This window comes from Allobosea sp. OK403 (assembly GCF_900113835.1).
In the GTDB taxonomy this organism is placed as follows: Bacteria; Pseudomonadota; Alphaproteobacteria; order Rhizobiales; family Beijerinckiaceae; genus Allobosea.
Map to the genome: position 1 here is coordinate 180,571 of NZ_FOQV01000001.1, position 19,328 is coordinate 199,898.

13 protein-coding genes are annotated in these 19,328 nt (G+C 66.6%); 10 read left to right on the plus strand and 3 right to left on the minus strand.

Going from position 1 to position 19,328, the window contains the following annotated elements; genetic code table 11:
- Window positions 1–79: 79 nt before the first annotated feature.
- The 4 genes from BMZ97_RS00770 (at window position 80) to BMZ97_RS00785 (ending at window position 3,880) form a co-directional block, all read left to right on the plus strand.
- Complete coding sequence (locus BMZ97_RS00770; protein ID WP_092164458.1) at window positions 80–1,075, plus strand: Bug family tripartite tricarboxylate transporter substrate binding protein; 996 nt, start codon at window positions 80–82, stop codon at window positions 1,073–1,075.
- A gap of 183 nt (window positions 1,076–1,258) precedes the next feature.
- Window positions 1,259–1,747 (plus strand): tripartite tricarboxylate transporter TctB family protein, encoded by a 489-nt coding sequence (locus BMZ97_RS00775; RefSeq protein WP_092164459.1) that lies wholly within the window; start codon window positions 1,259–1,261, stop codon window positions 1,745–1,747.
- 32 nt (window positions 1,748–1,779) lie between these two features.
- Window positions 1,780–3,291: a tripartite tricarboxylate transporter permease gene (locus BMZ97_RS00780; RefSeq protein WP_092164460.1), complete on the plus strand. Its 1,512-nt coding sequence runs from the start codon at window positions 1,780–1,782 to the stop codon at window positions 3,289–3,291.
- A gap of 37 nt (window positions 3,292–3,328) precedes the next feature.
- Entirely contained in the window at window positions 3,329–3,880 is a 552-nt protein-coding gene (locus BMZ97_RS00785) for an O-acetyl-ADP-ribose deacetylase (protein ID WP_092166451.1), read from the plus strand.
- A gap of 200 nt (window positions 3,881–4,080) precedes the next feature.
- On the opposite strand, the gene BMZ97_RS31695 is transcribed toward BMZ97_RS00785, so the two are convergent.
- Entirely contained in the window at window positions 4,081–4,215 is a 135-nt protein-coding gene (locus BMZ97_RS31695; protein ID WP_280141698.1) for a hypothetical protein, read from the minus strand.
- Window positions 4,216–4,318: 103 nt separating this feature from the next.
- A complete protein-coding gene (locus BMZ97_RS00790) occupies window positions 4,319–4,672 on the minus strand; it encodes a VOC family protein (RefSeq protein ID WP_092164461.1) in 354 nt (117 codons plus the stop codon).
- 193 nt (window positions 4,673–4,865) lie between these two features.
- On the opposite strand from BMZ97_RS00790, the gene BMZ97_RS00795 reads away from it, so the two are divergent.
- The 6 genes from BMZ97_RS00795 to BMZ97_RS31805 all read left to right on the plus strand — a co-directional run bounded on the left by BMZ97_RS00795 (window position 4,866) and on the right by BMZ97_RS31805 (window position 18,093).
- Window positions 4,866–5,618: a hypothetical protein gene (locus BMZ97_RS00795; RefSeq protein ID WP_092164462.1), complete on the plus strand. Its 753-nt coding sequence runs from the start codon at window positions 4,866–4,868 to the stop codon at window positions 5,616–5,618.
- Between the two features lie 152 nt (window positions 5,619–5,770).
- Window positions 5,771–7,762: an autotransporter assembly complex protein TamA gene (locus tag BMZ97_RS00800; RefSeq protein WP_244546180.1), complete on the plus strand. Its 1,992-nt coding sequence runs from the start codon at window positions 5,771–5,773 to the stop codon at window positions 7,760–7,762.
- Window positions 7,762–12,078 (plus strand): translocation/assembly module TamB domain-containing protein, encoded by a 4,317-nt coding sequence (locus BMZ97_RS00805; RefSeq protein WP_092164469.1) that lies wholly within the window; start codon window positions 7,762–7,764, stop codon window positions 12,076–12,078. Before BMZ97_RS00800 ends, BMZ97_RS00805 begins: the two co-directional genes overlap by 1 nt.
- Before the next feature lie 693 nt (window positions 12,079–12,771).
- On the plus strand, window positions 12,772–14,148 hold the full coding sequence (locus BMZ97_RS00810; RefSeq protein WP_092164471.1) for a porin: 1,377 nt from the start codon (window positions 12,772–12,774) through the stop codon (window positions 14,146–14,148).
- 293 nt (window positions 14,149–14,441) lie between these two features.
- Window positions 14,442–16,787 carry an OmpA family protein gene (locus BMZ97_RS00815; RefSeq protein ID WP_092164480.1) on the plus strand — a complete coding sequence of 782 codons (2,346 nt, stop codon included), beginning with the start codon at window positions 14,442–14,444 and terminating at the stop codon, window positions 16,785–16,787.
- A gap of 133 nt (window positions 16,788–16,920) precedes the next feature.
- Window positions 16,921–18,093: a hypothetical protein gene (locus BMZ97_RS31805; protein WP_092164482.1), complete on the plus strand. Its 1,173-nt coding sequence runs from the start codon at window positions 16,921–16,923 to the stop codon at window positions 18,091–18,093.
- 335 nt (window positions 18,094–18,428) lie between these two features.
- Here BMZ97_RS31805 and BMZ97_RS00825 read toward each other — a convergent pair whose 3' ends face one another.
- A complete protein-coding gene (locus tag BMZ97_RS00825) occupies window positions 18,429–19,322 on the minus strand; it encodes an alpha/beta fold hydrolase (protein WP_092164484.1) in 894 nt (297 codons plus the stop codon).
- Window positions 19,323–19,328: the final 6 nt, after the last annotated feature.

A 19,328-nucleotide genomic window follows, 5' to 3' on the forward strand; every position in this document is an offset into this window, starting at 1 on the left:
GCTTTTAGACAACAGCATTCCATCGAGGGCGGCCGCCTCAAGAGCCGCCCCGAAAGAACCAGACATCAGGGAGAAGCATATGAAATCGTTCAGCATCACGGCCGCGCTCGCGGGCGCCCTCGCACTTGGCGGGATCAGCGCGGCGCAGGCATGGCAGCCGACCAAGCCCATCGAGTTCGTCGTGACCTCGGGCGCTGGCGGCGGCACCGATAATTTTGCCCGCGTCATCCAGTCTATCGTCACCAAGCACAAGCTGATCGACCAGCCGATTGTCGTGGTGAACAAGGGCGGCGGCTCCGGCGCTGAAGGCTATGTCTACGGCAAGGGCGGCAAGGGCGATCCCAACCGCGTCATCTTCGGCACCAACAACGCCTATCTTTTGCCTTACGTCGCCAAGCTCGGCTACAAATTCAGCGACCTGACGCCGGTTGCGGCGCTGGCGCTCGACGAGTTCCTGCTCTGGGTCAATGGCAGCGCGCCCTATGCCGACGCCAAGAGCTATCTCGATGCGGTCAAGGCCAAGCCCCTGGGCTTCAAGATGGGCGGCAGCCAGTCCAAGGACACCGACCAGACGCTGACCTCGATGATCCAGGAAGCGGCGGGCGTGAAATGGATTTATGTGCCGTTCCAGGGCGGCAGCGCCGCAGCGGTGCAGCTTGCCGGCGGCCATATCGATTCCAACGTCAACAATCCCAATGAGAATATCGGCCAGTGGAAGGCCGGCCAGGTGAAGCCGCTTTGCGTCTTCTCGCCGGTGCGGCTCGCCAAGAGCGACCCCGTCTTCGAGGGCAAGGGCTGGGGCGACATCCCGACCTGCAAGGAAGCCGGCCTGCCGCTGGAGACCTTCCAGATGCCGCGCACCGTCTGGCTGCCGGCCGAGGTTCCCGCTGACGCGGTCGCCTTCTATGCCGACCTCCTGGAAAAGGTCAGCAAGACGCCGGAATGGCAGGAATTCGTCACCCGCACGGCGCAGACCAGCCGCTTCATGAAGGGCAAGGAGCTCGCCGATTTCGTCGCCAAGGACGACACCGCCAGTCGCAAGGTCTTCGAGAGCGAAGGCTGGGTGGTGAAGTAGGGCGGCAGCGCCCGGCCGTCATTGAAACGTTACGCCGTCATCCCGGGCGACCGCAGGGAGACCCGGGATCCATGCCCGAGCCTCACCGAACAGCGCGCCGGAATGGATCCCGGGTCTTCGCTTCGCTGCGCCCGGGATGACGACAGTGGTTCCAGGGCCATACACAACAAGGAGCCCGCGCCAATGATCACCCGCTTCTGGGCCGAGACCGTCACCGCTGTGGCGACCATGGCGTTCGGTCTCGTCATCGTCAAAGGCGCACTCGAATTCGGCATCGGCTGGGATTCCTCGGGTCCGCAGCCGGGCGCGTTTCCCTTCTATGTCGGCGCGCTCGTCGCGCTGGCGAGCCTCGGCACGCTGGGGCTGACGGTCGGCAAGCAATTTGCCGGCGACCTGGCCTTGCGCAAGAGCGTCCTCGACCATGAGCAGGCCAGGCGCGTCGGTTCGTTCCTGCTGCCGATGGCGGGCTTCGTCATCCTCAGCGTCACGCTCGGCATGTATGCGGCGACAATCCTCTATCTCGTCTTCACCATGCGTTTCCAGGGCCGCTATGGCTGGCCTGCGACGCTGGTGACGGCGCTGGGAACCGCTGCCTTCTTCTATCTCGCGCTCGAGAAATTCTTCCAGATCGGGCTGCTCAAAGGCCCGCTCGAGCCCCTCATCGGCCTGTGATCGGCTCGCAACGGAAAACGGTGCCGTAAGCCATGGAAAACATCGCCAACCTGATGCACGGCTTTTCGGTCGCGCTCACGACCCACCACATCCTGCTGATGTTCGCCGGCGTGCTGCTGGGCGTGCTCGTCGGCGTCCTGCCGGGGCTGGGCGCGCCCAATGGCGTGTCGCTGCTCCTGCCGCTGACGTTCTCGATGGACCCGGTCTCGGCCATCATCCTTCTGACCTCGCTCTATTGGGGCGCGCTGTTTGGCGGCTCGACCACCTCGATCCTGTTCAACATTCCAGGCGAGCCGTCCTCCGTCGCGACGACCTTTGACGGCCACCCCATGGCCAAGCAGGGCAAGGCGACCGAGGCGCTTGCCTTCGCCTTCCTCTCGGCCGGCTTCGGGGCGCTTGCCGGCGTCATCCTGATCACGCTGCTTTCGGGCTGGGTCGCGAAATTCGCGTTGCGCTTCTCGTCGCCCGAATATTTCGCGGTCTATTTCATGACCTTCGCCAGCTTCATCGGGCTCGGCGGCGCCTCGCCGCTGAAGACCATCGTCTCGATGGGTATCGGCTTCACGCTTGCGGCCGTCGGCATGGACTCAGTCTCCGGCAATGTCCGGCTGACCTATGATTTCGACGTCCTGCTTGCTGGCGTCAGCTTCCTGATCGCGGTGATCGGCCTGTTCGGCATCGGCGAATTGCTGCTGACGATGGAGGAGGGCCTGAAATTCGATGGCGTTGCCGCCAAGGTGCGCATCGGCGATGTGCTGACGACCGCCGCCAAGCTGCCGCGCTACTGGGTGGCGCTGCTGCGTTCGAGCCTGATCGGCATCTGGATGGGCATCACGCCGGGTGGACCCACAGCCGCCTCCTTCATGAGCTATGCCATGGCCAAGCGCTCCTCGCGCCATCCCGAGACCTTCGGCAAGGGCGATCCCGAGGGCGTGATCGCGCCCGAAACGGCCGACCATGCGGCAGGCTCGGCGGCGATGCTGCCGATGCTGGCGCTCGGCATTCCAGGCTCCGCGACGGCCGCCGTGATGATGGGCGGCTTGATGATCTGGGGGCTCAACCCCGGCCCGACGCTGTTCACCGACCGGCCGGATTTCGTCTGGGGCCTGATCGCCTCGATGTATCTTGGCAATGTCGTCGCGGTCATCGTGGTGCTGGCGACCGTGCCGCTCTTCGCCTCGATCCTGCGCATCCCGTTCTCGATCATCGGGCCGGTGATCGTGGTGATCTGCTTCATCGGCGCCTACACCGCCGCGAGCAAGGAGTTCGACATCTGGCTGGCGCTGGTCTTCGGCCTTGTCGGTTATGTCTTCAAGAAGCTCGACTATCCGATCGCGCCGCTCGTGCTCGCCATGGTCATCGGCGACAAGGCCGAGGACGCCTTCCGGCAGTCGATGATCTTCAGCCAGGGCTCGCTCAGGATCTTCTGGTCGAACCCGCTGGTCGCGACGCTGATGACGATCGGTCTTGCGCTGTTGTTCATGCCGCTGATCGGCGGTCTCGTCCGCCGCTTGCGTGGCAGAGGTGCTCCGCGCACCGTATGAAGGGGGAGCTATCGTCGTCGGAGGGGCAATGGCCGTCATGCCTGAATCGGAAAGCTCCGAAAGTCCTGTCGTGCTCCGCGCCGTTCGCGCAGACATAACCACACTCGACGTCGACGCGATCGTGAATGCAGCCAACTCATCATTGCTTGGCGGTGGCGGCGTGGACGGAGCCATTCACAGGGCTGCCGGCCCCGACCTTGTCCACGAATGCCGGTTGCTCGGCGGCTGCAAGACCGGGGATGCCAAGCTGACCAGAGGCTACCGCCTGCCGGCAAAATTCATCATTCATACCGTTGGGCCCGTCTGGCGTGGCGGCGAGCATGGCGAACCGGATCTACTCGCGTCCTGCTATCGTCGTTCGCTTGCGATCGCGGCAATGAACGATATTCGGACGATCGCGTTCCCGAGTATCAGCACAGGCATCTACGGTTATCCGATCGAACTCGCCGCGCAGCTGGCAATCGAGGTCGTCGCCTCAGAGCTTCGCGGGAAAACCCAGCTACGGGAGGCCACCTTCTGCTGCTTCTCGCAGGAGGATTTGCAAGTCTACGAACGTCTTTTGGCCGCGCTGCGACCGCGCATCCAGTGACAACGCCGCCGCTCGTCCCGCAAGGGCCTGACCGAACTGGCGCGCGAGTTGAACCCGCTGGCGCTGCGCTGGGGGAAATGAGGCGGGCCACTCTTCCCGTCATTGCGAGCGTAGCGAAGCAATCCAGGAGCGGCCGAGCAAGACCTTCTGGATTGCTTCGCTACGCTCGCAATGACGACAAGGGCCTCGCCGAGGCTAATTCAAAACGCCCCGATACCGCCGGAGGGCGGGGGCAGGTTGCCTCGCCGGTCTTTCGTGATGAGATCCGGCGTCACCAGAAGCTCCTTGCTGAGCCAGGCGACATAGGCTGAAAGCAACTGCACGATAATGCGCATCGACCGCCTCCCAAATTCACGGGGGTGATACTATCAGAAGCAAGGGGCTATGCCCTTGAAATTTCGACAGGTCTGCATTGCCTGACGCAGGGGAACTGCAGCCTCAGGCCTTCGACCAGACCGCCAGCTCATACCCGTCGGGATCGACGAAATGGAAGCGCCGGCCGCCGGGGAAATCGAAGACCGGCTTGACGATGCGCCCGCCCGCCGCCTCGATGCCGGCCTGCGTCGCGGCAAGGTCGTCGGCATAGAGGATGACCAGCGGCCCGCCCGGATTCGGCGTCGCTTGCGTGGTGAAGCCGCCTTCGAGCTGGCCGTCAGTGAAGGCGCAGTATTCCGGCCCGTAATCGGTCATCCTCCAGCCGAAAGCCTTCTCGTAGAGGGCGCGCGCCCGCGCGAGGTCGGCGACGTTGAATTCGACATAGTCGATGCGTCGGTCGTTCCCAGAAGCTGTCATGGTCGTTTCCTCCCTTTTGGCAGAGCGGAGATCAGCACCGCCATGGCGGTCCGTCAGCACATGGCAGGAGGGTGATGCCGCCATGCGGGTTGTCCAGGGGGCTCCTGCTGCTGTAGCAGCTTGGCAAGCGCGCTGCCGCCCGTGCACCATGGGCGAGACATGATCGTCAAGACGCCGACAGGGAAGAGACGCAATGCCGACCACGACCGAAACCTTGCGCGATGCGCTGGTCGCCGCCCGCCGTGGCAAGAGCCTGATCGAGATGGCGAGCCAGCCCGTGCCGGCCTCGTTCAGCGAAGGGTTGGGCGTGCAGGCCGAGATCGCCAAGCTGCTGAAGCAGCCGGAAGCCGGCTGGAAGGTTGCCATCGCCGAGGACGGCCTGCCGGTCGCGGGCATTATGCCTGGCCCTTATCTCAAGCCCGGCGACGTCTATGAGGGCGCGATCGGCGCCGAATTGCGCGTCGAGATCGAGATCGCCCTGCGGCTCACCAGCGACGTGCCGTTCCGCCCGAACCAGCCCTATTCGCGCGCCGAACTGCTCGGCCATTGCGACAAGGCCTATCTCGGCATCGAGATCGTCGAGAGCCGCCTCGCCAACTGGACGGGTGTTCCCTTCGCACTCTGGCTGGCCGATGCGCTCGGCCATGGCGGTTATCTGATCGGCCCCGAGCTCGACATCAAGACGCTCGACGACCCGACCGCGCTCGGCTGCTTCATCTCGCTCAACGGCGTCACGATCTATGACAAGCCGGCGGTGCATGCGAATGGCGATCCGATGGCGCCCTTCCTCGCCTGGGCCAACCGCAAGCAGGATGTCCTGGGCGGTTTGCGCACCGGCCAGATCGTCACCACCGGTAGCCTCTGCGGCGGCGTGCTCTCGCCCGGAAAAGGCGAGATCGTGACGAAGTTGAGCCCGCTGGCGGCAGTATCTCTGACGCTGCGTTAGGATCTCTGAGCTGCGTTAGGCTTTAAACTCAGGACATTGCCGATGAGCACCAGATCATCGGCAATGTTTCCATCATGTTCGGAACACAGTTCGACCTTATTCGTTGCGTGTTGGTGGCGTCGTTCGGAGGGCGGATGCGGTTGTGGCGGAGAATGTCCCGCAATGTCGCGGGTGGAGGCGTCTGTGCTTTCGCCGCGATGCTTGGTGGACAGCCGACGCCGGCTGAAGCTTTCGATGTCTCGTCGCTGGACGTCTTCGGCCTGTTCGGTTCCAAGGAGCAGCCTCCAGCGGTCAGCACGAGCACGCTGCCCTATCAGCTCAGCTTCGATCTTGGGGATGCCGCTGACGCCAAGGCACTGACGCGCACCCTGCAGGACGCCTCGCTGCTTTATCGCTTGCGCCAGGACGCGCCGCCTGATGGTGAGACTTTGGCGCGGCGCATGGCCGCCGATCTCAACCCACTGGTCGATGCGCTCTGGTCGCAGGGCTATTTCAACGCCGAGCTCACGATCGCCGTCGACGGCGTCGCGCTGAAGCCGGGCGTGGAGCCCGGCGCGGCCCTGGTGCGCGCCGCCGAGGCGCATCGCAATCGCGAACCGGTCCCGATCTCGGTCCGTGTCCAGCCCGGCCCGGTCTTCGGCCTGCGCAATATCGCCGTCGTCGAGCGCGGGGAGGGCACGCCGGTCATCGCCGACCCGACCAAGGTCTCCAAGCTCAAGCCCGGCGATGCCGCGACCTCGGGCGCGCTGCGCGCGGCGCAGGCCGCGCTCGTCGACCATCTGCGCAACCAGTCGCGCCCGCTCGCCAAGGTGGTCGAGATGCGGCCCGTGGTCGACCATGCCGCGCGTATCATGGATGTGACCTATGTCGTCGAGCCCGGCCCGCTTGCTGGCTTCGGTGCCGTCACGATCGGCGAGACGGGGGATATCCCGCCCGCCGTGGTGCGCTCCTTCATCTATCTCGAACCCGGCGACCCCTATTCGCCCAAGGCGCTGGCGGATACGCGCAAATCAGTCGCGACAATTCCCGCCATCGGCTCGGTGCGCATCCGCGAGGCGGACAAGCTCGATGCCACCGGCAATCTGCCTGTTTTCGTCGATGTCACCGAGCGGCCCAAACGCTTGATCGGCTTCTCCGCTCGCTATTCCACCATCGATGGCCCGGCGGTGAAGACCTATTGGGAGCATCGCAACCTGTTCGGCGGGGCGGAGCGGCTGCGCCTCGAAGGCGATATCTTTCTGGCGCCGCGCATCGACGGCACCAAGATCAGCAGCTTCGGCGATTTCGAGCGCTCCGATCTCGGTGGGCGTTTCGCGGTCAGCTTCATGAAGCCGGCGCTGTGGGGCACGCGCTATGACTGGCTCGTCGACGGCACCGGCGCTCGCGAGCGCGTCGGCACCAACCGCTATGGCGGCTATACCGCCCGCTACGCCAATGTGACGACGGCGATCCGCCAGCGCTTCAGCGACACCTTCTCGGTCCAGGCCGGGCTGGAGGTCGAGCGCGGCCAGACCAGCGATGTGCTGGGGCAGGTCGACTACACGCTGGTCGGCCTTCCGCTCTCGGTGAAATACGATTCGACCGACAGCCTGCTCGATGCGACGCGCGGCATCCGCGCCACCGCCTCGGTCACGCCCTATCCGAGCTTCCTCGGCTCCACCGTCAATGTCGTGCAGTCGAAGGCGGCGGTCTCCGGCTATTACGCGCTCGACGAGGATGCACGCTATGTGCTCGCCGGCCGCGTCGGCCTGGGCTCGATCGCCGGCGAGAAGCTCGACGAGATTCCCGCGACGCGGCGCTTCTATGCCGGCGGCGGCGGCTCGGTGCGCGGCTATGCCTATCGCTCGCTCTCGCCGCTCGGGCCGCTCGGGCAATTGACCGGCGGGCGCAGCCTTTTCGAGGCCTCGGTCGAGGCCCGCATCAAGGTCACCGACACGATCGGCCTGGTACCCTTCTTCGACGCTGGCATGGCCTTCGAATCCAGCCTCCCGAACTTCAAGCAGGAGCTGCAATATTCGGCTGGCCTCGGCCTGCGTTATTACACGCCGATCGGCCCGATCAGGCTCGACGTCGCAGCCCCCCTCAACCCGCGCAAGGGCGACAAGCCGGTCGCGGTCTATATCAGCATCGGGCAGGCCTTCTGATGGCGCGCCTCCTGACCCTTCCGCGCCTGGCGCTCTCGGCCCTCGTCCTTGGCGTGGTCCTGCTCGCCTCGGCCCATTTCGCCGGCTTCGCCCAGAACGCCCAGAGCGATCGCGGCGTCGTCGCCGACCTGATCTCGCGAGCGCTGTCGAGCGACACCAGCCAGGTCTCGATCGGTGCGGTCGACGGCGCGCTGTCTTCCGACGTCACGATCCGCGACATCGTGCTGTCCGATCGTGACGGCCCCTGGCTCCGGCTCGACCGTGCCCGCTTGATCTGGACCCGCACGGCGCTGCTTCTGAGGCGGCTAGAGGTGAACCGGCTCGAGATCGGCAAGCTCGAGATCCTGCGCAAGCCCGTGCCGCAGCCGGGAGCGGCGCCCGCCAACGATCAGCCGATTCTGCCGGAACTGCCGCTCAAGGTGATCATTACCGCTTTTCAACTCGGCGAACTTTCGCTTGGCGAGCCGGTCCTCGGCACGGCGGCGCGCCTGGGCGCGACCGGCTCGGCGACGCTGGGCGCGCCGGCGGAGGGGCTCGATCTCAGGCTCGAGGCGCGCCGGCTCGACCGGGCTGGCGAGTTCACCGTGCGGCTCGGCTTCATCCCGCAATCGACCCGCCTCCAGCTCGCGGCGAAGATCGACGAGCCGGAGGGCGGGCTGATCGCCCATGTCGCGGGGCTGCCGGGCCAGCCGCCGGTCAAGCTCGACCTCAATGGCGATGGCCCGCTCGACGCCTTCCGCTCCAACCTAGTCTTCACCGCCGGCGAGACCATCGGTGCGCAAGGCTCGGCCAATCTTGCCCGCGTCGGCGCGGAGCGTGACCTCACCCTGGCGCTCGATGCGCGCATCGAGGGGCTGATGCCGGCTCCAGCCGCGCCGGTCTTCGCCGGCTCGACGCGGCTCGATGGTGCGGTCGGCTTCAGCGACGATGGCGGCGTCGATATCCGCAATCTGGCGCTGGTCTCGGCGCTCGCCCGGCTCGATGTGCTCGGGCGCTATGCTCCCGACCGGACGGTCGATCTGCGCCTCACCGCCACTGCCCGCCCCAATGCCGGTAGCCGCACGGTGTCCTCGGGCGCCGAGATCGGCAAGCTCGCTTTCGAGGCGACGGTTAACGGCCCGGTCGCGGGCCCGCGCATCGTCGCGACATTGGATGCGCAGGACGCCAAGCTCCCGACGGGGACGCTCGGCAAGCTCGCCGCCCGCTTCACCGCGACACCGACCGGCACGATCGGCGAGGCGGGAACGAGGATAGCGCTGGTCTCCGATGGCGAGGCGACGGGCGTCGCGCTGGCCGACCCCAAGCTTGCGCGCATCGTCGGCGAGCGCGTCGTTTTCAGCTTGCGCGGCGCCAGTAATGACGATGCGACCGCCGATTTCGAGACATTGCGCTTGGCCATGTCGGGCGTCGAGGTCGATTACAAGGGCAAGCTCGGCCAGGCCCGCATGCTCGGCCAAGCAAAGCTGCTCCTGCCCGATTTGTCGCGGCTGAGCGGCTTTGCCGGGCGGGCATTGGCGGGCCGCGCCGATGTCACGGCCGATCTCGACGCGACGCCGCGCACAAACGCCTATGGCGTGGTGCTGAACGGGCGTGCCGCTGAGCTCGCCACGGGCGAGGCCGTGCTCGACCGCCTGCTGGCCGGCAATCTGGCGTTGGCCGGCCAGATCAGGGCGCTCGCCTCCGATGTCACGGTTACGGGCCTGCGCGTCACCGGGCAGCATGCAGCCCTGACCGCCGATGGCGGGGTCGGGCGCGAGCGCTCGGATCTGCGCGTTGCCCTGGCGCTGCCCGATCTGAAGCGCGCCGATCCGCGTCTGTCCGGTCGCGGCGAGGCGACAGCGCAACTGACCGGCTCGCTCGACAAGCTCGACGCCACGGCCCGCATCGCCGTCACCAACGCCAGCGCGCTCGCCCGGCCGATCCCGCGCCTGGTGATCGACGCCACGATCCGCGATCTGCAAGGCGCGCTCGACACGACGCTCGCGCTCGATGGCGAAGTCGACGCCAAGCCCGCCACCGGCCGCGTCCGGCTGGCGCGTACGCCCGGCGATGGCTGGAACCTCTCGAGCCTCGATCTCGGCATCGGCTCGGTCAGGCTGAACGGCGCGCTGACGCTCGATCCCGCCAGCCGCGCCGCCGGCCGGTTGACGCTCGCTGCGCGCAATCTCGACGATCTCTCGGCGCTGGCCCTGACCAAGCTCGGCGGCCAGCTCGACGCCGATATCGCGCTGGCGGTGGTCGAGGGTCGGCAGAATCTCGATCTGACCGCGCGGGCAGCGAAGCTCGCCGGCCCTTCGCTCCTGATCGACAAGCTCGATGCGACGGCTGCGGCCCGTGACGTGTTCGGCAAACCGCAGCTCGATGCCGCGCTTGCGATCGACAGGGCTGTCCTGGCCGGCGAGCCGGTGAGCTCGATCCGCTTCGATTCGAAGGGCGCGCCCGAGGCCAGTGCCTTCACCTTGAGCGCCGCTGCACGCGGCTTTTCTCTGAACGGGGCGGGCCGGCTCGTCCCAGTCGAGCCGCTGCGATTGGAACTGGCCTCTTTTGAGGCGCGCCGCGACGGGCGGCGCATCGCGCTCAGCCAGCCGGCCACGCTCAGCTTCCCGGCCGGCGGCGTCGAGATCGCCGGCCTGGCGCTGGCGATCGATCGCGGCCGCCTGACGCTGGATGGGCGCGCCGGCGAGACGCTCGACCTGCGCCTCACCGCCCGCGACGTGCCGCTTTCGGCCGCCCGCATCGCTGCTCCCAATCTGGATCTGGCGGGAACGCTCAATGCGCAGGCACAGGTGAAGGGCCGGCCGGGTGCGCTGGCAGGCCCCTGGCAGCTGCGCATCGCGGGATTGGCGACGCCGGAAACCCGCAGTGCCGGCCTGCCGCCGATCGCGATCGACGGCAATGGCCAGCTCGATGGCAATCACACCAGCGTCAATGCGGCGCTGAACGCCGGAAAGCTCGCGAATCTGAGCCTGCGCGGCTCCGCGCCGCTAGGTAGCACTGGTGCGCTCGATCTCGCGGCGCAGGGCACGGTCGATGCCGCGCTCGCCAATCCGATGATTGCAGCGCAGGGCCAGAGGCTGACGGGGGCGATGATGCTCGACATGCGCGCCGCCGGGACGGCCGCGGCCCCGCGCCTCAGCGGCACGGCGACCTTTGCCAAGGGCAGCTTCACCGACGCCTTGCAGGGCATGCGCCTGACCGGGATCGAAGCGCGCATCGTGGCGGCCGGCGAGAACCTGACGATCGAGCGCGCCGTCGCCGGTACCGCCAATGGCGGCACGCTCTCGGCCAGCGGGCAGGTCAGGCTCGATCCGGCGGCCGGCTTTCCCGGCCAATTGCGCATCCAGGGCCAGCGCGCCCAGCTCGTCGCCAATGGTATCGTGACAGTCGTCGCCGATCTCGGTCTCGATATCGCGGGGCCGCTGGCGCAGCGCCCGCGCATCGGTGGGCGGGTCGATGTCGTCTCGCTCGATGTCGCGGTGCCGGATCGGTTGCCGGCCTCGCTGCGGCCGGTGGACGGCATCAAGCACATCAAGGCGACGGGCACGGCGGCCGCGCGCCTAACAGCTGCCCGCAAGGCACGGCCCTCCGCGAAGGGCAGGGGCCGGCCGGCGCCCGCTTTTGACGCTGCGCTGGCGCTCGTCGTCTCTGCGCCGAATCGCGTCTTCATCCGGGGGCGCGGCATCGACGCCGAACTCGGCGGAGAGATTCGCGTCGGTGGCTCGCTGGCCGCTCCCGCGCTCGATGGCGGCTTCGATCTCAGGCGCGGCCGCTTGAGCGTGCTGAGCCAGCGCCTTGATTTCAGCCGTGGCCGCTTGAGCTTCACCGGCGGCACGATTCCCGATCTCGATTTCGTCGCCGAGACGCGCGCATCGGACGTCACGGCCAAGATCCTGATCACGGGCCCGGCCGACCAGCCGGCCTTCGCCTTCACCTCGCAGCCCGAGCTGCCGCAGGACGAGGTTTTGTCGCGCATCCTGTTCGCCCGCGCCTCGGGCTCGCTCTCTGCCTTCCAGGCGCTGCAGCTTGCGCAGACGGCCGCCCAGTTCGCCGGAGGCGGCGGCGACGATTCCTTCGAGCGGCTGCGCAAATCGCTCGGCGTCGACAATCTCGACATCCAGGTCGGGGCAGGCGGGCCGACGGTGGGCGCCTCCCGCTATATCGGCAACAACGTCTCGATCGGCGTGAAGGCCGGCGCCAAGCCCGAGGATAGCGGCGTCTCGATCGGAATCGACGTCACCCGCCGCCTGAAGGTCCAGGCCGAGACCGGGGCGGACGGCTCTGCCTCGGTCGGTGTTGGGGCGGAATGGGAATATTGAGCGGCGGGCGGGTTTCGAGCTTCCTCTGAACGAGGCTGAGAGGGCGCGGGGAACCCCTCTCCTGTAAGGAGAGGGGCAGGGGTGAGGTGTAGGCCCCTGGACCAGTTGCCTGACGACATTGCCGTCATCAACTCACGGCAAGTGAGTTGATGACGATAGAGCAGCGGTGAGGCCTCAGCCGAAGCTTCAAACGGCCGACCCCTCACCCTGCCCTCTCCCTCCGGGAGAGGGTTCCCCGCGCCTGTCTCGGCCAACGAGACTCCAGCGGAGAAGGGAAGAGGGCGCTGGCCCTCACGACCGGGAATCACCGCCAGCCCTCCCCGAATGGCCTCGCCGCCACCGGGAATGCGATTCTGCCCGCGAAGACCCGCTGAAAGGCCGATCCGGGCGAGCGCGGTTAAGAGCTGGTAAATTTCGGCCCTCAAAGCGTGGCGCTCCTGCAACACCGGGTTCCAAAGCACCCCCCCGGACCTCTCGGCGGCGTGATCGAGGTTGATCGGCAATCCGGCATTCGTATGGTGAACCTGCGTCGGGACATTCCCGGTCGCTGTTTTTCGTCTTCGCCTCTGAATGGTTCAGGGACGCGGGCGAAAGGCCGGGAATAGGTAAGCTGGCGGTTGGGTCTCCTGGGGCCTGCTGCCGAAAAGGCGAACCGAAGCCCGAGGGTCTCGAAACTCATTTTGGAGGTTACCAATGAAGCTCGTTAAGAGCCTCCTCCTCGGTTCTGCCGCCGGTATCGCCGCGGTTGCCGGGGCTCAGGCCGCCGATCTTCCCTCGCGGAAGGCCGCTCCGGTCGAATACGTTCGTGTCTGCTCCACCTACGGCGCGGGCTTCTTCTACATCCCGGGCACGGAAACCTGCCTGCGCGTCGGTGGTCGTGTTCGCGCTGAATACGGCGTTGCCGAGCGTTGGACGCGTGCTCAGGACGGCTACGGCTTCCGCGCTCGCGGTCGTGTCAACATCGACGCCCGCACCGCGACTGCCTATGGCACGCTGCGCACCTTCGTCCGCTTCGAGATGACCAACTCGAACGGCGTCTACGGCCAGTCCTTCAACGGCAACGGCGTGTCCGCCGGTGCTGCTCGTGGCGGCGCTTCTGGTGTGCCCGGTACCGGCAACGGCCAGTTCACCTGGAACCTCGACAAGGCCTTTGTCCAGTTCGGCCCGATCACCGCTGGTCGCGCTCAGTCGTTCTTCGACTTCTACGCTGACGACCTGAACTTCGGCGTCATCCGCGGTTCGGACCAGGCTCTGAACCTGATCGCCTACACCGCGACCTTCGGTTCGGGCATCTCGGCGACGGTGTCGTTGGAAGATCGCTCGGAGCGTGAGCAGGTCGGTGGCATCACCACCAACATTGCCGGCGTTTCGACCGCGACCCTCGGCGGCCAGACCATCCCGGACGTTGTTGGTAACATCAACATCACCCAGGGCTGGGGCTCCGCTCAGCTGTCGGGCGCTCTTCTTCAGCGCGGCACGACTGGCCCGATCGGCACCACCGGCTTCGGTTCCGGCACCAACCTGTCGAACGACGACCAGTACGGCTTCGCCGTTCAGGGCGGCGTCAAGATCAACCTGCCGATGCTCGCCGCTGGCGACTATCTCTGGTTGCAGGCTGCTTACGCTGAAGGTGGCCTGTCCTACCTCGGCTACGGCGGCGTGGGCACCGGTTCGACCTGGGGCTCGACCAGCCGCGCTGGCCGCATCTCGATCTCCAACTCTGACGTCGCGCTCGACGCGATCGGCAAGGCTCACCTGACCAAGGGCTACGCCCTGACCGCAGGTCTGCTGCACTACTGGACCCCCACGATCCGCCAGGGTGTCTATGGTTCGTACTCCAAGCTGGACTACAGCGCGGCTGTTTCGGGTCTCGATCCGCGCGAAATCCGCGTCGGCACCAACCTGATCTGGTCGCCGGTTGCCGGCCTCGACATCGGTGTGGAAGTTCTCTACGCCCGTATCGATGCGAAGCAGCGCGTCACCGCCTACACTGCGGACCAGGCTCTGGCTCGCACGATCAAGTCCGACGACACCTTCCAGGGTCGTCTGCGCATCCAGCGCGACTTCTGATCGGCTCTCCGATCTTAGTCGAGAAGCCCCGGGGAAACCCGGGGCTTTTTTTGTTTGCCAGAGCTGGATCGAAAAAGTGGGCACCGGTTTTTCGCGTTGATCCTGCTCTCAACTCCAGGAGCGATCATGATCTTTCGCATTCAGACGGAAGCGTCCGAATGCGAAAGATCATGATCTACCGTGGGTTACGGCAAGATGCTTGACAGAACCCCGTGATCCAGCCTGACTTCACGGCAAGGTGACCGTGCGCAACTGAGGCGTGCTGGTCCAAGCTGGCTGCGGGGATTTCGAGGATGGGGCAACCGCTGCGTTGGCTTTGGGGTTTGGCGCCGCTCGCCTTGCTCTGGGGCATGGGCAACCTCGCTCTCGACGATGCCATTCAGCACGATGTCGGCAACCGCGCGATGCTGGCCGCAACTTCGGCGGCGGGGCAGGCGCCCGGCGCGCGGCCGATCGTGGCCCAGGTCGTCGGCCGCGACGTCTCGATCGGCGGCGAGGCGCTCTCCGCCGATGGCGCAGCCAAGGCCATGGCCCAGCTTCGTTCGGAATTCGGCGTGCGCCGAGCGCTCGGCGGCTTGTCGCAGGCTGTGGCGCAGCGACCTTATAGCTGGTCGGCGACGCGCCAGGGCGGCTTGGTCACGCTTAGCGGCTCCGTGCCCGATGAAGCTACGGCCACGGCCAATGTCGCGGCGGCCAGCGCTGCTCTGCCCGGCCTGCGGATCGAGGATCGCCAGAGCCTCGCCTTCGGCGCCCCGGTCGGCTTTGCCGACATGACCAGGACCATGCTTGCGGAATTGCCGAAGCTGTCTTCCGGCAAGGTCGCGCTGGATGATGGCCGCTTCTGCATCGAGGGCAGTGCCGATACGCCTGACGCCTTCCTGGCGCTGAAGAACGCCATACCAAATCTGGCGAAGGGTGGTTTCCAGCCCGTCGATTGCGCGCTCGAGCCGCCGGTGATCACGCCCTATCGCTGGAGCGCGGAACACGCGGCCGATGGTTCCGTGACGGTCACCGGTTCTTATCCGTCCGAGGATATCCGGCGTCAGCTCCAGGCGCTGCTGCGCCGCAACTTTCCCGAGCCGACGCCGCTCAACGATCTGACCTCGCCGGCGCTCGGCGCGCCTGCCGCGTTTCTCGCCAAGGCGACGCGCGCGATCGGCGATCTCGCCCGCCTGCGTAACGGAAAGGCCGAACTCATTGGAGATGCGTATGAATTGATCGGCGCGGGCCCCGACAATTTCGAGGCCTGCCAGGCCTTGCGATTACTCATCGCCCAGCTCGATGGGCCCGATTCCGTCGCCAGGGCGACGATCGCGTGCCCGCCTGCGCCACTTCCGGTCCCGGCGCTTCCCGCTCCGGCCGAGCCCACACTGGCGCCCGGGGCGACAAGCTCGCCGCCGGCAAACGCGCCGGCAGGCTCGGCCGCCGACGCCAACCAAAGGACGGCACAAGGGGCGGGACAAGGATCGAGCCAGCCTGCGACCGCTGCGCCTGCCGTGGTGGCTTCGGCTCCCGTCATATTGCGCTGGCAGGCTGAGAAGACCGAGCAAGGCCTGGTCGTCACCGGCCTGGTGCGCGATGAGGCCGCCCGCGCGGCCTTGCGCACGGCGTCCGGTCTGGCGAATGCGGGCTCGCTCGATGATCGCACGACAGTGGAGCCCAACCTCGTGGCGACGCCGGACTACGCGTCCGCGACGCGCTTCGCCTTCGAGCTTCTGGGCAATATGACGCGCGGCACGGTTTCGCTCGACCGTTCGGAACTCGCTTTGTCCGGCGAGGTCGCGGATGAGGCGGGCTTGCGCGCGCTGGAGGCGGCGCTGGCCCGGCAGTCGATGCCGGCCGGCCTCAGCCTCAAGGCAGGGACCGCTGCGGGCGCCTTTGCGGTCCGGCCCTATGGTTTGCGGCTCACCGTCGATAGGTCCGGCGTCTCAATCGCGGGATATCTGCCTGATGCGCACGCCCGCGAGGATCTGCTGGCGCTGGTCGAGGCGTCGTCGCTGCGCGGCAAGGTCAGCGATTCGGCGACGCTCCTGCCGGGCGCCCCCGCGGGCTTCAGCGCTGCGGCGCATGTCGCGCTGGTCAACCTGCTGCGGCTCGATCTCGGCTCGGCCAGCCTCAGCGAAGACGGCGCCGTGATCCAGGGTCTGACCTGCCGCGACCTGATAAAGAGCGAGGTTGAAACCAGCGCGGCCACAGCGGAGGGGCCTCTCAAGGTTTCCGCCTCCGTCGGCTTGCGCCAGACGGGCTGCGTCATCGACCCGCCCAACACCTGCCAGAACGATCTGGACGCCTTGACCAAGCGCAACACCGTGCTGTTCGCCCAGGGCACGGCGGTGGTCCTGCTCGATCCCACGACCGAGCGGGTCATCGCAGAGGCCTTCGCCATCCTGAAGCAGTGCCCGGCCTCGCGCGTCGTTATCGAGGGGCACGCCAATAGGGACGGCGAATGGCGAGGCTTCAACAATCTCGACCTGTCCGAGCGCCGAGCCTTGCGCGTGCGCGACGAACTTGTCCGGCGCGGCATCGACCCGGCTCAATTGACTGTTGCCGGCTTCGGCACGGAAAGACCGCTGGTGCCGCACGGCTCCGCGGATGCGCGGGTGATGAACCGGCGTGTTCAGTTCACGGTCGCGAAGTAGAGGCTGATAGAGCATTGCGCGAAAGAGTGGGTACCGGTTTTTCGCAAGAGCAATGCTCTAAACTCCAGGAATCGATCACGTTTTTCGCCTTCGGACGATTCCGTCCGAAGGCGACGTGATCTAGGGCACCGACATGCTGTATCTCGCCTCGCAATTCGTCTGGTTCCTGCTCGCGGCCTTCGCGCTCGGCCTCGTCATGGGCTGGATCAGCTATGACGGTGGCAAGCTCTGGAACCGCAAGCTGAGCTATCTCCTGGGTGTCTGGCTCGTGGTCGCCGCCTTGACCTGGTCGCAGACGCTGAACGGCGTGCTGGCGCTGTGGCTCGAAAGCGCGCTGCTCTTCATCGCGATCTATGTCGCGGGCTGCGTGCTTGCCAGTGTCCTGCGCTCGGCGCGGGAGCCGCGGGCTACCGTGGCGGCAACCCCGCGCGATCTTGGCGAGATGCCCAAGGTCGATATGCCCAAGCTCGGCGGTGCGAATGTCGCGCCCGTGCCGACGCCGGACGACGCGACGCTTGTCTTGCCCACGAAATCGGTTGTCGATGATGGCAAGACGGACGATGGCAAGACTGACGATGGCAAGACGGTCCTGACGGGCATCAAATCGACCCGCGAGGCCAATAAGGGTGTGCCGAAGGTCGAGGGCGAGGACGCCATTCCCGGAGAGCGCCCCGCCGGCATCGCCGCCGCGCGCAACGAAAGCCCCGACGACCTCAAACTGATCAAGGGCATCGGCCGGCAGAATGAGGGGCGGTTGCACGGCCTCGGCATCTGGCATTTCGACCAGATCGCCGCCTGGAGCGCGCGAAACATCGAATGGGTCGGCAGCTATCTCGCCTTTCCCGGCCGGATAGAGCGCGAGGATTGGGTCGCGCAGGCCAAGGCGTTGGCGCAGGGCGCCGAGACCGCGTTCGCCAAGCGGGTGAAGGCAGGCGAGGTCTCCTCCTCCCGCGACGACGGTTCGCATGGTCAGGGCAATGTCGCGCCGCTATCCGATGACAGCTTCGAGGGCGAGCGGCCGAAGAACCTCCTGACGCAAGCCCGCGACGGCAAGGCCGATGATCTCACGCTGATCAAGGGGATCGGCTCCGCCATTGCGGCTGATCTCAACCGTCTCGGCATCTGGCATTTCGACCAGATCGCGGCGCTGCGCGATCCGGAGATGCGCTATATCTCGGCCTTCGCCGGTGTCCCGGGCAAGGGGCTCGCGGAGAACTGGCGCGAGGATGCCGATATCCTCAGCCATGGCGGCGAGACCGCGCATTCGCGGGCGGTGAAGGCTGGGCGGACGCCGCCGGGAAGCTGACGCACTCAGGGGCTTCTCTGAAATCCATCGAGCGATATCAACGGCTTCCGTTCGCTCGCCGCCACCCGCATCCGCGAGGCTCCGTCGCCATTCAAAATGGGCGCGGGGAACCCTTCTCCTGCATCGAAGTCGGGTCTACCCGACTTCGACACTCTGAGTGCTGAACTCGGGCAAGCCCGAGTTCAGTGAGAAGGGCAGGGATGAGGTGTCGGCCCCTCGACCAGTAAAGCGCAAAGCCAATCGCGCGCGGCGGTGAGGGCTCGTCCCCTCCGGATAACGGCCGACACCTCACCCTGCCCTCTCCTTACAGGAGAGGGTTCTGCCGCGAGGTTCGCTCAAGCCGCCAGCCGCTCGGCCCGGTTGATCAGTTTCCCGATCCGCCGAACCATGTCCCTGGGGCCGAGCAGCGGGGCATGGCCCTGTCCCGGCGCGACGAATATCTCGCAGTCGGGATGGCGTTCGCCCATCTCCTTGAGGGTCTTCTCGGCCAGAAGATCCGAGTTTTCGCCGCGGATCGCCAGCAGTGGCACGCCGTTCAGCCCGGCGAAATAATTCCACAGCACCGGCAGCGGCGCTTCGAGATCGAGCTCCTCCAGGACCTTCATCAGATTGGGGTCGTAGTCGGGCACGAGCCGGCCATCACGCTCGGTCCAGGTTCGACGCGCCATCATCTCCCACTCCGCCTCGCCGAAGAGCGGAAACTGCTGGTCCGAGAGGCGCTTGAGGATTTCGGCTCCTTCGCTGAAGCTGCGCGGCAGCGGCAGCTTTCCGACATAGCCCCGGATCCTGAGCAGGCCGCGCGCGTCGATCACCGGGCCGACATCGTTGAGCACGGCGCCCTTGATCACAGTCGGCCGCGCCGCCGCCAGCGCCATGGTCAGGAGCCCGCCGCGCGAGGTCCCGACGAAGACGGCGTTCTCGATGCCGGCGGCCGTCAGCACCTGCATCAGATCGTCAAGCTCGACCCGGATGTCGTAGTTCTTCCAGTTCTTGTCGTAAGCCGACAGGCCACGCCCGCGATAATCGAGTGCCAGCACCCGTCGCGGCTTCTCCGCATCCTGCGAAAGAGCGAGCGCAAGCTCGTGGAAATCGGCGGCGGTGCGGGCAAAACCCGGCAGGCAGACCACAGGCAAAGCTCGCGAGGCGAGGGGGCCATAATCGCGCGCATGCAGCTTGAGCCCGTCGCGGGCGCTGATGAAGAGGGGGGTGAAGTCGGTGTCGGTGGGCATGCGGAG